The 12,390-nt window shown below is 40.6% G+C and carries 9 protein-coding genes, 1 pseudogene and 1 CRISPR repeat array; all 10 genes and pseudogenes read left to right on the forward strand.

All coding sequences use genetic code 11. The annotated features are described in order from the left end of the window. Window positions 1–38: 38 nt before the first annotated feature. The 10 genes and pseudogenes from A3IA_RS0109970 (at window position 39) to A3IA_RS0110015 (ending at window position 12,326) form a co-directional block, all read left to right on the forward strand. Window positions 39–2,438, forward strand: a complete 2,400-nt coding sequence (locus A3IA_RS0109970) for a CRISPR-associated helicase/endonuclease Cas3 (RefSeq protein WP_026217668.1) — start codon at window positions 39–41, stop codon at window positions 2,436–2,438. A gap of 285 nt (window positions 2,439–2,723) precedes the next feature. After that, window positions 2,724–3,217, forward strand: a pseudogene (locus A3IA_RS13515) (transposase); the annotation flags it as partial. A gap of 657 nt (window positions 3,218–3,874) precedes the next feature. Further along, window positions 3,875–4,612: a type I-C CRISPR-associated protein Cas5c gene (gene cas5c / locus A3IA_RS0109980; protein ID WP_026217669.1), complete on the forward strand. Its 738-nt coding sequence runs from the start codon at window positions 3,875–3,877 to the stop codon at window positions 4,610–4,612. Beyond that, the gene (gene cas8c, locus A3IA_RS0109985; RefSeq protein WP_018381183.1) at window positions 4,612–6,507 is read left to right on the forward strand and encodes a type I-C CRISPR-associated protein Cas8c/Csd1; all 1,896 of its coding nucleotides are present in this window, start codon (window positions 4,612–4,614) and stop codon (window positions 6,505–6,507) included. The genes cas5c and cas8c overlap by 1 nt, the downstream gene beginning before the upstream one ends. A 3-nt stretch (window positions 6,508–6,510) precedes the next feature. Then, window positions 6,511–7,359, forward strand: a complete 849-nt coding sequence (gene cas7c / locus A3IA_RS0109990) for a type I-C CRISPR-associated protein Cas7/Csd2 (protein WP_018381184.1) — start codon at window positions 6,511–6,513, stop codon at window positions 7,357–7,359. Window position 7,360: 1 nt separating this feature from the next. Then, the gene (gene cas4 / locus A3IA_RS0109995) at window positions 7,361–8,032 is read left to right on the forward strand and encodes a CRISPR-associated protein Cas4 (RefSeq protein ID WP_018381185.1); all 672 of its coding nucleotides are present in this window, start codon (window positions 7,361–7,363) and stop codon (window positions 8,030–8,032) included. Next, window positions 8,029–9,054, forward strand: coding sequence for a type I-C CRISPR-associated endonuclease Cas1c (cas1c, locus tag A3IA_RS0110000; protein ID WP_018381186.1), 1,026 nt, complete (start codon window positions 8,029–8,031; stop codon window positions 9,052–9,054). The genes cas4 and cas1c overlap by 4 nt, the downstream gene beginning before the upstream one ends. 9 nt (window positions 9,055–9,063) lie before the next feature. Next, complete coding sequence (gene cas2, locus A3IA_RS0110005; protein ID WP_018381187.1) at window positions 9,064–9,357, forward strand: CRISPR-associated endonuclease Cas2; 294 nt, start codon at window positions 9,064–9,066, stop codon at window positions 9,355–9,357. 146 nt (window positions 9,358–9,503) lie between these two features. Next, window positions 9,504–11,457: direct repeats of the CRISPR family, unit length 32 nt; unit sequence GTCGCACCCTTCGCGGGTGCGTGGATTGAAAT. Window positions 11,458–11,493: 36 nt separating this feature from the next. Next, window positions 11,494–11,970, forward strand: a complete 477-nt coding sequence (locus A3IA_RS0110010; protein ID WP_026217670.1) for a methylated-DNA--[protein]-cysteine S-methyltransferase — start codon at window positions 11,494–11,496, stop codon at window positions 11,968–11,970. Further along, window positions 11,970–12,326 carry a Spx/MgsR family RNA polymerase-binding regulatory protein gene (locus A3IA_RS0110015; RefSeq protein WP_018381189.1) on the forward strand — a complete coding sequence of 119 codons (357 nt, stop codon included), beginning with the start codon at window positions 11,970–11,972 and terminating at the stop codon, window positions 12,324–12,326. The genes A3IA_RS0110010 and A3IA_RS0110015 overlap by 1 nt, the downstream gene beginning before the upstream one ends. Window positions 12,327–12,390: the final 64 nt, after the last annotated feature.

The following is a 12,390-nucleotide window of genomic DNA, read 5'->3' on the forward strand; positions in this document are numbered from 1 at the left end:
TATTATATAATGTTTTTAACATTAAAAAAATGAGGATAATGAATATGTGGGCACATTACAACCAAGAAACAAATCAAAAACAGTCATTGGAGGAGCACTCTTTCAATGTCGCCGTTGATGCCAGACAAGGTGCTTCATCAATTGATCAAGGAGATGTTCTCTTTCTTTTAGGCCTGTATCATGACTTAGGTAAGACGGATCCCTTATTTCAAAATAAGCTCTATCAGAAACCCAGTTTACAGGTGGATCATTCTTACGCAGGCGCTAAGTATCTCTACGGCACGATGAGTCAAATTTTCCCGAAAGCAGCTTTTTCCAATAAAAAACTCCGCCTTTTTAAAGACATCGTAACATATGTTATTGCGGCTCATCATGGTATGTATGATATTCCTTTTGATGGTGACCAAGATGCGCAAAGATTTGGCTATAACAAAACTTTTCATAGAATAATGCAGTCAAGAGAAAACTATGCTTTTAATCCAGATGTCCTTCAGTATGCACAGCAGTTAGAAAGCTCCTTACCTGATTGTGGGTATGATAATTTACAAGACTTACTGGAGCAAGCTTGGCGTAATTTTCAATTATTATGGGAAAAATTATCTCCTAGTGATGAGAGTGAAGAAGCTTTTTATGCAGGCTGCATAGTTAGACTGTATCTCTCCTTGCTCAAAAATGCGGATATTTTAGACACGATTAATGCGTATGACTTTATCCTTGAACTACCTAGTCTGACCGCAAAACAGATGCTAATTCAGGGTTATCGGCGTTCAGTTGAAGAGCTGTACGCTAGTTTTGGACAAGCTAAAACACCTATTAATCGCATTCGCACCACTATTGCGAATCGTGTAAAAGAGCGTGGTGCATCTGATTTGACGGGCGTTTATCGCCTCAATCTGCCAACTGGTGCAGGTAAAACTAACCTTAGTTTGCAATATGCGACGCAACAGATGACGGAGAAAGGAAAAAAACGTTTCTTTTACATCACACCATTTTTATCTGTTTTAGAGCAAAATGCTAGTGCAATGAAAAAGGTTCTAGGTGAGGAGGGGGTACTTGAACACCATTCTAACGTCGTGAAAGAAAGCACTAAAGAAGAACTGAGTGATGAAAAAGCAGTGCTTTTGTCTGATTACCTTTTAGATAGCTGGGATAGTCCGGTTGTCTTGACATCCATGGTGCAGTTTTTCCAGACACTTGTTAAGACTAAATCCAGCAATATTCGTCGCTTCGCTAGCTTGATTGACAGTGTCGTTATTTTAGATGAAGTCCAATCTTTACCAATTGAAGTGACGACGATCTTTAACCTAACCCTTAATTTTCTCAGTCAAGTTATGAATACAACGATTGTTTTGTGCACAGCGACGCAGCCCACGTACGGGTCTGATGTGATTAAGCACCGTTTATTTTATGCAGAAGAAGCGGATATTGTCACGGTATCTCCTGAAGAGTTGGAGGTGTTTACGCGGACAGAACTTCGGAAGTTTGATGAAACTAATGGCAAAACCAGTCTCGGTGAAATTGCTGATTTTGTGCTGAGTGAGGAGAAGTCAACCTTGATTATTCTGAACACCAAAAAATCGGTAGATAAGCTGTACAAACTTTTGGAAAATCAGACGGAACGCCCGCTCTATCAACTTTCCACCAATATGTGTCCTCAACATCGCCTGGACGTGATTAAGGAAATTAAAAAACAACTCAAAGAGGAGATACCTTTGATTTGTGTCAGCACTCAGCTGATTGAGGCGGGAGTTGACGTCGATTTTGAGCAAGTCGTGCGGTCTTATGCAGGGATTGATTCCATTGTTCAAGCCAGTGGTCGCTGTAACCGTGAGGGTAAGCGTGATAAGGGCCATGTCACTTTGGTAAATCTTACAGATAACGAAGAAAATTTGTCACGTCTGAAGGAAATCAGACATAAAAAAGATGCGACTGAAAATATTATTGAACAGTATCGTTCACCGATCGATGTCGCAGCGCTTAATGACTGCTTTTTTGAAAAATACTATGCCGATCATAAGGATGATATGGATTATCCTATCGGAGATAACGAAACTGGTTATGATTATCTTAGTTGTAATACGTTTGCTGGTGGTAAAACAAAAGCAGATTTGTGCCAATCGTTCAAGAGAGCTGGTCGTAAAATTGATTTGATTAAAGATGACAGTGTTAGTGTTTTGGTAAGTTATGGTAAAGCTGAGGAGGCAATAGCGGTTTTAGAAGACTTACTAAATAGCACAGACTATCCAACCAGTGAGCAGTGGTTACATATCAAACAACTTCTCAACGAATTGCAACTCTATACCGTTAACCTTAGGAATGACGATGAGTTGTTGGCTGCAACAAAGTCTTATTTGGACGGGCGAGTATTGATTTTGCAGGAGCAGTACTATGATAAGGTAATTGGGGTAAAAAAAGAAGCAGCTAGCTTTATCTTGTAAGAGAAGAAAAGCTAGCTGCTGGAACTCAAAAACATGTAATTCAATTATATTTCAATCCACATAACCAAAAGTTATGACAAAATTAGTATATCATAATGAATAATATATACAACGCAATTCTATTATGAATAGACATAATTGACACAATATGATAAAATAATATTGTATTATTCTATCAAAAGGGAAAAGGCTTTTTTAGTCTCTCTCAAATCATAGAGGAAAAAGAGGTTATCAATAACTTTTATGAAAACAAAGAACTAGTTAAGACAATTGATTTGAAAATAAATGAATGGCAAGGTGTCCGATACTATCGCCATCATGGACAGTTTCCCTCTGCTACTTTGCCAAACCGTTCGCAATCATCGTGGTCGTGCAAGGATTTTAAAAAGGGGACTGATATTGGTTACAATGCGTCTAAACGCTTGTGGTTCTATGGCTTCAAGGTGCATGTGCTCGTCACCTTATCAGGTTATATCCTGAGTGATATAGTCACACCAGCCTCTGTTCATAATATTAACGTGGTTCGTGACCTATTAGAGGGTGTAAACAATCTGTTATTCTAGCTGATTTAGGTTATCTCAGTTATGATTTTAGAGAACCATTGAAGCACACTTCTCTAAACTTTGCAGGCTATTTGATGCAGCACAAACTTTGGCGAGGGAATGACTGGACTACAGTTGCGGATTGAAAAAATTGTCTTTGCCGACAATTTAAATTATTTTGAGATTAACTCGTACCATGAGTATGAAATATATCACATACCAAGAGGATACGCTTGAAGATTGGATCCATGAGAGACATAGTTAAAGGTTACTTGCTGAAATGTGGTTTGATGATAGAGAAGTGCATAAATAACGTTAGTGGAACTATTATTTTTATTATTCTTTATTGAATATTCTTTTGCCTCTATGATGCTTATAGTTGTCATAGTAAAAGTATTGATTAAGTGAATAGAATAGGATAGGAGGAGTATATGATTAAAATTTAATATTTGATATTAGCAATCTAACAAGTACACCTTGTTATACTGTGTCTAAGACAAGGTTTGTTAATAAAGATGTAGACAAGGGTATTCTTGTTGTTGTTACTTAAAGTTTGAGAAAAAACAATACGACATAATCTATTTTGAATAACAAATGGAAACACCGGTGATTGTTTTAAAACTAGCAAATCTATGCCGTATTATTGTATTAAACCAAAAGGAGGGAAGAACATATCAACGAGTATATTTTTCAGCTGTTGAGCAAGTTGATTGATAAAATGCCAGAAATTATTCTATCAATGGCTACATTTTTGAACGTTTATCGCTCTAAAACAGCAAAGAAACAAAAAGAACAGAAGGGAAGAGTTTAGAACGATTCTCTTCATAAATTCTTTTTATCGTTGAAATGATTTGCTTTTCTAAATTTCTCTATAAAAATAAGGAGGTATCTAATTTGTATCGTTCACGAAATTTTTACATGCGAGTGCGAGGAGATTTGGCCTTGTTTACCAATCCCGCGACCAAAGGTGGCGGAGAGCGTAGTTCGTATTTAATTCCTACTCGTCAGGCGCTACAGGGTGTGGTTGATGCAGTTTATTACAAACCTACAATTGTCAATGTGGTGACAGAGGTTAAAGTAATCAATCAGATTCAGACTGAATTGCATGGCGTTCGTGCTCTGCTTGCTGACTATGGGGCGGATTTGAGTTATGTGTCTTATCTCAGTGATGTGGAGTATTTGGTTAAATTTCACTTTACGTGGAATAGTAATCGTCCCGATCTTGAGCAGGATCGCTCACCTAATAAGCACGAAGCTATCATGACACGGTCTTTGAAAAAAGGCGGACGCAGAGACATTTTTTTAGGGACACGAGAATGCTACGGACTGGTTGATGAGATTAGTCAAGAAGAGTATGACGCTACGATTTCTTATTATGATGGTCAGAGTATTGACTTCGGTATTATGTTCCATTCTTTTGCCTATCCAACAGATAAGCAAACACCCCTACGGTCCTACTTTACTCAGACAGTTATGGAAAATGGCACCGTTTGTTTTAAGAATCAAGAAGACTGTGAAATCATGAATACCCTATCTAGTTATGCCTTTAAGACACCGGGACAAGTCAAGCCAGTTGATGAAGAATATGACATTTACCAATCCGATGAATTTAAGGAAAAAGGAGGTCACTGATGGATTTCTTTACCTCACTACTCAAAGCTTATGAAAATGCGGAAGCAGAGGGCTGGGTTGATGATGCTAGTAAGGGTACAATATTGCTGCCGATTTATCATACCAGTCTTAAATCGAATGGAAAAAATATCATCTCAGTTGTTCTTAATAACAAGGGACAGTTTATCAAAGCAGATTATATGGAGAGAGAAAAAACGGTTGTTTTCCCTGTTACCTCCAATTCTGTGGCACGTTCTGGTAAGAATCCCGCTCCGCATCCCCTGGTTGACAAGTTTGGCTATTATGTGTCTGAAATGAATCAAGACCAGTATAATGTTTATCATGACCAATTGGAAAGCTGGCGCTCAGCTTGCCGCGATGAGCAAGTAAAAAATTATTTGACGCTTATCCAAACTTTTATCTTACAACCTGAATTTGTATCTCAGATTTGCCAGTCTTTGTATGGTAAATCTTATACGAGAGAGGGATTGAAAGTGACCTATACTGGGATAGAAAGCAAGGAGAAGACAACTGATTTGTCGACGTGTTTCTTGGAATTTAGTATTGATAATTTCATTGGCAATCGAACAGTATCTGTCACTAACTATCAAGAATTACACCAAGATTTTATCTCTTACGTCGAAAGCAATCAAGAAGACAAAATTATCTGCAATATCAGTGGAAGAAAAGAAGCTCTTGCAACAAAGCATCGCGGCTTGATTGGAAATGCTAAATTGATTTCGGTCAGTAACAACAACGAAACCTACAAAGGTCGCTTTAGAGAGCGCGATGATGTCTTTACCGTTGGCAATCAGACTTCCGAGAAGATTCACCTTATGGCAAAATATTTGCTAGAAAATAGCCAGACCCATGTCTGGTTAGGGGGGGCACAGCAGATGATCAATTGGTTTAGTGACGATATAGCTAATGATAGTCAGATTGATGTGACTAGGTCTACAGAACGCGATGTTTTTAGCTGGAACAATATGTTACCGGATGTTTATGAGGTGGAAGCGTCAGCTTTTTCTGTTACGCAAACTAACCGTGATATTAATCAGTCCTTTATTCATGGTCAGAAGAAGTTTAGTGACGCTTCAACCTACTATGTAGCCATTTTAAATAAAACCAATGATGGTCGAATTGCCCTTAAATATTTCCGGCACCTCCAGGTTTCAGAACTTTTGCAACATTTGGAAAATTGGCAGAGCAATTACAGTTGGATAAGTAGAAAACAGGATGATAGCTTGGTTTTAAAAACACCGAGTTTAAATGATATGATTTTGGCGGCTTATGGAACTGACAGAGACCGTTATCTAGAATTGGACAATGATAGTTTCCGAAGTGACCAGTATCAACAACTTGTTACAGCCTTGTTAGATGGCCATTTGGTTCCTAGTCATCTAGTTAAGAAATTAGAAAGTAACCTGAAGTATCGCCAGAGGTACCCTAAAAACTGGTATCAGATTCAGCAGGTGGCACTGGCTGTCCTGCACAAACAAAACGGAGAGGAGTTTACCCCTATGTTGGACCACGAAAATAGTGAACGTTCCTATTTATTTGGACGCTTACTTGCTATTTATGAGCTGATTGAAACGCAACGCTATGTTGTTGATAGACGTAGTCAGGACCGCATCACAAATGCGGAGCGTTATTGGACTGCCTACACAGGGCAACCTGCAAAAATGATGATGCTCTTGGAAAATAAAATGAAGCCTTACGAGGAATTCCTAAAGTTAAATCATCCAGATATTTGGCATAAATTGGAAAAAGAGCGTGCAGAAATCCTTCAATTACTAGCGCCAGCTTCTTCAACGAAAGAATTTATAGATGCCTTGAACTATAGGTTTATCTTTGGCTATTACGCTGAAAAGGAATTTTACTATACATCAAAAACAAATATAGAAAGCGAGGAATAGCAGATGTTAGAAAATAAAATTGATTTTATGGTAACCTTCGAGGTACGTGAGGCGAATGCCAATGGTGATCCCTTATCGGGAAATATGCCACGAACAGATGCTAAAAGTTACGGTTTGATGAGTGATGTCGCTATTAAACGTAAAATCCGTAATCGTATGCAAGATATGGGGCATCCTATTTTTGTTCAAGCTAATGACCGCATTGAGGACGAGTTCAAGTCCCTTGAAAAGCGTTTTTCTAAGCATTTTACAACTAAAACACCAAATGATGAGATTGAAAAGCAAGCTAATCAAATGTGGCTTGACGTACGCAGTTTTGGGCAAGTTTTTACTTATCTGAAAAAATCCATTGGGGTACGTGGCCCAGTTTCTATTAGCATGGCTAAATCTTTGGAGCCTATCGTGATTTCCAGTCTACAAATTACGCGTAGCACCAATGGTATGGAAGCTAAAAATAATAGTGGTCGCTCGTCTGATACCATGGGAACCAAGTCTTTTGTTGACTACGGTGTTTACGTAGTTAAAGGTTCTATCAATGCTTATTTTGCCGAAAAGACAGGCTTTAGCCAAGAAGACGCAGAAGTACTTAAGGAGGCTCTGATTAGTCTATTTGAAAATGATGCTTCATCAGCTCGTCCTGAAGGATCTATGCGTGTGCGTGAGGTCTTCTGGTTTACTCATGCCAGCAAGTTAGGTAATGTTTCAAGCGGACGTGTCTTTGACTTATTAGAATTTAATAAAAAAAATCCAGACAAGAACAGCTATGAAGATTATGACATTGTGCTTAATCAAGAAAAATTAGCAGAGTATGTAGCGAAAGGTTTGAAAGTTGATATCTTAGAAGGACTGTAATATGGTCTATGCCGAAGAAGATTATTTGATGTTATCAGGCATTCAGCATTTTCAGTTTTGTAAGCGTCAGTGGGGGCTAATTCACATTGATCAGCAGTGGGAAGATAATGAGGCCACGGCACATGGACAAGTTTTACACAAAAAAGCTGATAACCCCTACGTCAAAGAAAAACGCAAAAATGTGATTATTTCACGAGCTATTCATGTTTCGTCTCCCAATTTAGGACTTTATGGTATTTTAGATGTGGTAGAATTTCATAAGGATGCAGCAGGTGTAACGCTAAAGGGGAGACGTGGAAAATGGCGTCCCGCTATTGTAGAATACAAGCGTGGTCAGCCTAAAAAGGATACACGGGATATTGTGCAACTAGTGGCACAGACAATTTGCCTTGAAGAGACCTTGAGTTGCACGATTGATGTGGGTTATCTCTATTATCATAAGGTTAATCAGAAAAAGAAAATCGAGATAACGCCAACCTTGAGGCAGGAGGTCTTTAAGTTAGCACAGGAAATGCATGCTTATTATGAAGGTAAACAAGTGACCAAGGCAGAATATTTCAAAAATTGTCAACTGTGCTCCCTAGCAAATATCTGTTTGCCGCGATTAAGTAAGAAATCTCGAAATATTGATAATTACATCGCACTGGCTTTGAAAGATGAGGGCAGTTTATGAAAAAATTACTGAATACCTTATATCTGACGCAGGAAAATTTCTACCTGACCCGAGAGCGGGATAATATCGTTATCAAGAAGGAAGGCAAGGTTGTCCAACGCTTTCCCTATCGGATTATTGACGGCATTGTTTGTTTTTCTTACTTAGGTGCGTCACCTTCTTTGATAAAGTTGTGCGCAGAACAAAACATCAATCTATCATTTCATACTCCACAAGGTCAATTTTGTGGTCGTTTTGTTGGGCCGACCAATGGTAATGTTTTGTTACGACGTGAACATTATCGCTTAGCTGACGATGAGAAGTCGCTCAAGTATGCCAAGCGTTTTATCTTAGCTAAGATCTCTAATGCACGAAAGTACCTTCTGCGCTTTAAACGTGACCACAAAGACCGTATTGATGTGCAGTTATTTGAAGAAGTCAATACTAATCTGATTTGGGCATTGGAGAAAATTCAAGCTGCACCAGATAAGGAGACTTTACTTGGTATTGAAGGGCAGGCAGCAAATCAGTACTTCCGACTTTTCAATCATTTTATCTTGACTGATAAGGAAACTTTTTCATTTAATATTCGCTCACGGCGACCACCGTTGGATTGCGTTAATGCACTTCTCTCTTTTGGTTACAGCATGCTGACCTATGAATGCCAGGCCGCTTTGGAAGCTGTTGGCTTGGATAGCTATGTGGGATTTTTCCATACAGATCGCCCTGGTAGAGCTAGTCTTGCGCTAGATTTGGTGGAGGAGTTTCGCGCTTATATTGTTGATCGCTTTGTCTTTTCGCTTATCAATCGCAATCAATTAACCAAAAAAGATTTTGAAATTAAGGAAAACGGCAGTGTTCTGCTAACAGATAATGGTCGGGCTAAATTTATCGAAGCCTGGCAAAAGCGTAAACACACAGAAGTTGACCATCCTTTTACTAAGGAAAAAGTAAAACTAATGCTCTTACCTTACGTCCAAGCTCAGCTATTGGCGAAAGCTATTCGTGGCGACTTGGAGAGTTATCCACCATTTTTGATTTAGGAGACGCTTATGTTGGTTTTAGTGACGTATGATGTTAACACTGATACGACAGCAGGACGTAAAAGACTGCGTCATGTGGCAAAGTTGTGCATAGATTACGGGCAGCGCGTACAAAATTCTGTATTTGAGTGCTCAGTCACACCTGCTGAATTTGTCGAAGTTAAGGAAAAATTACTGGAAATCATAGACGTAGAATCTGACAGCATTCGTTTTTACTTGCTTGGTAAAAATTGGCAAAAACGAATCGAAACGATAGGTCGTGATGACAGCTACGACCCTGATGCAGGTGTCTTACTCTTATAAAAAATGGGAGCGAACCTGAGTTACTCAGTGAAAACTGATGGGTTCGTTCCTAAAATAACCTGAAAATGTGCGATTTTTAATAAATTTACCTTGAAAAAGGACGTTTAAATTTGCTAAAATGAGGCGAAACAGTGTATTTTTGCGCTGTCGCACCCTTCGCGGGTGCGTGGATTGAAATGGAAACAAGGTATATTTACCGAAAAAACTGTGAAGTCGCACCCTTCGCGGGTGCGTGGATTGAAATCTCATAAAAAAGAGTTTCTGTTGTGTCAATAAGCGTCGCACCCTTCGCGGGTGCGTGGATTGAAATACTCCTATAACAAACTAATCATCAGCTGTAAGACGTCGCACCCTTCGCGGGTGCGTGGATTGAAATAATAATTTATAGGGCTAGTGTTTATCTAGGTACTGTCGCACCCTTCGCGGGTGCGTGGATTGAAATTGTAGAAAAGAAGCAAGACAAAGCGAGTCTTTTGTCGCACCCTTCGCGGGTGCGTGGATTGAAATAAGCAGATATTCTGGTGTGTTTTCGACTAAATCTGTCGCACCCTTCGCGGGTGCGTGGATTGAAATCCCATGTCGATAATTGCCATCCAGCTTAACCCTGTCGCACCCTTCGCGGGTGCGTGGATTGAAATACTAAAAACATCCGAATAAATGATGGATTCATTGAGTCGCACCCTTCGCGGGTGCGTGGATTGAAATCAACAGAATCAGCGCCTGCTCCTGAAACAGAAGTGTCGCACCCTTCGCGGGTGCGTGGATTGAAATTAGAACAAATCTAGAACAAATTGAGGAAAAAAATGTCGCACCCTTCGCGGGTGCGTGGATTGAAATAAAGTCACAACCAAAACAAGAATCAAAAAAGGATCGTCGCACCCTTTGCGGGTGCGTGGATTGAAATATTTATAAACCTCCCCACCATTTTCGTACCATTGTCGCACCCTTCGCGGGTGCGTGGATTGAAATACCTTCTCTGGTTGAGAAATAAATACCAACACAGTCGCACCCTTCGCGGGTGCGTGGATTGAAATGCACTATGTGGAAGGCTGTACAGCCCCAACCTACTGTCGCACCCTTCGCGGGTGCGTGGATTGAAATTAGCTCCTTCAAACTAATCCAAGTATAGTCAGGGTCGCACTCTTCGCGGGTGCGTGGATTGAAATAGATGGTTTACAAAAATCATCTGTTATTCGGAGTCGTCGCACCCTTTGCGGGTGCGTGGATTGAAATAAGTCATCGTAATCAGCATATTTCTCACGTTCAGTCGCACCCTTTGCGGGTGCGTGGATTGAAATACGGGTAGAGTTCTAGCAATTTCTAACAAAATGACCGTCGCCCCCTTTGCGGGTGCGTGGATTGAAATACATCGTTTCTGCTAAAAATTCAGGTTTCACATTGTCGCCCCCTTCGCGGGTGCGTGGATTGAAATATCTGTAATGATATTATAGTATCTAGTGTTTTCCGTCGCCCCCATTGCGGGTGCGTGGATTGAAATAAGCGCCAACTCAAGCAACTCTGTGTTACTCAAATGTCGCCCCCTTTGCGGGTGCGTGGATTGAAATCAAAAAAGTGTGGTAAGATTCTAAAAAACCGTGGGTCGCCCCCTTCGCGGGTGCGTGGATTGAAATCGTTATTACGTTTCTTAGGAATGATGAATTCTGTTGTCGCACCCTTCGCGGGTGCGTGGATTGAAATGATTCTTCTGATGTAATGCCTGTTCCAAAGGCATACGTCGCCTCGTTCGTGGGTGCGTGGATTGAAATTGGGAATGACATCCAATAAATGACTTGATGGTGATGTCGCCCCCTTCGTGGGTGCGTGGATTGAAATTTGGAAAAAACGGAAGTAGATGAAGTCTTACAGTAGTCGCCCCCTTCGTGGGTGCGTGGATTGAAATTACATCCCCGACGGTGTCGCTCACAGCTCAACTTGTCGCACCCTTTGCGGATGCGTGGATTGAAATTAGTGCTTGCAACAACATTTCCACTTGGCTGATAAGTCGCACCCTTCGCGGGTGCGTGGATTGAAATTAGATACCTGTATAATACTTGGTGTTTCCCTTGTCGTCGCACCCTTTGCGGGTGCGTGGATTGAAATTGGTGTAAGGTGTGTTATTTTTGTTATAATGTACTCATGCCATTTAAATCTTACTACCCATCCCCCCTAGGTCTTATCAGTCTTCTAGCTGATGAGGAGTCGCTTTTGGGGCTTTATTTTGTGGGGCAGGCTTACTTTGAGCGTGGTTTTGAAGGAGTACAGATTATGGAGCAGGAAGTCGCTCCTCACCAAGAAGCTAAACTTTGGCTGGACGACTATTTTGCGGGGCGCAAGCCCAATCCTAGTCGATTGAGACTGGCTCCGCATGGGACTGCTTTTCAGCATCGAGTCTGGTCAGCGCTAGCGGCCATTCCCTACGGTCAAACGACGACCTATGGTCAACTTGCCTCAGCACTCAACTGCAAGTCTGCGCAAGCCATTGGCTCTGCCGTTGGAAAAAATCCCCTATCCATCATCGTTCCCTGCCACCGTGTTTTAGGGGCTGACGGTTCTTTGACGGGCTATGCTGGCGGGATTGAGCGCAAGGCAGCGCTTTTAGAATTGGAGAAATGATGTATACTTTTTACGAATACCCTAAATGCACGACCTGCAAGAAGGCTAAGAAAGAGCTGGATATGCTTGGTCTGGACTATAGTTCTGTTGATATCAAGACTAATCCACCCAAGGTGAGTCTCCTCAAGGAACTTTTGGAGCATTCCGACCTTGATTTGAAGAAGTTTTTCAATACTTCGGGAAATTCCTATAGGGAGTTGGGTCTCAAAGACAAATTTGATACTTTGACAGTTGATGAGGCTTTGGAACTCTTGTCCAAAGATGGTATGTTAATCAAACGCCCTATCCTTATCAAGGATGACAAGGTTCTGCAAATCGGCTACCGTACGCCTTATGAAGAATTGGGTTTATCTTAATCAGAAAAGAATGGAAATCAGTCAGTAAAGGCTGATTTTTTTACTATTTTAATAACCATTTTTA

It is taken from the genome of Streptococcus thoraltensis DSM 12221, assembly GCF_000380145.1.
Classification (GTDB): Bacteria; Bacillota; Bacilli; order Lactobacillales; family Streptococcaceae; genus Streptococcus; species Streptococcus thoraltensis.

Bases quoted from the DNA above. Each gene is read 5' to 3' on its own strand.
- A3IA_RS0109970 (WP_026217668.1), top strand. From the start codon at position 39: ATGAATATGTGGGCACATTACAACCAAGAAACAAATCAAAAACAGTCA.
- cas8c (WP_018381183.1), top strand. From the start codon at position 4,612: ATGGATTTCTTTACCTCACTACTCAAAGCTTATGAAAATGCGGAAGCA.
- cas7c (WP_018381184.1), top strand. From the start codon at position 6,511: ATGTTAGAAAATAAAATTGATTTTATGGTAACCTTCGAGGTACGTGAG.
- cas4 (WP_018381185.1), top strand. From the start codon at position 7,361: ATGGTCTATGCCGAAGAAGATTATTTGATGTTATCAGGCATTCAGCAT.
- cas1c (WP_018381186.1), top strand. From the start codon at position 8,029: ATGAAAAAATTACTGAATACCTTATATCTGACGCAGGAAAATTTCTAC.
- cas2 (WP_018381187.1), top strand. From the start codon at position 9,064: ATGTTGGTTTTAGTGACGTATGATGTTAACACTGATACGACAGCAGGA.
- A3IA_RS0110010 (WP_026217670.1), top strand. From the start codon at position 11,494: ATGCCATTTAAATCTTACTACCCATCCCCCCTAGGTCTTATCAGTCTT.
- A3IA_RS0110015 (WP_018381189.1), top strand. From the start codon at position 11,970: ATGTATACTTTTTACGAATACCCTAAATGCACGACCTGCAAGAAGGCT.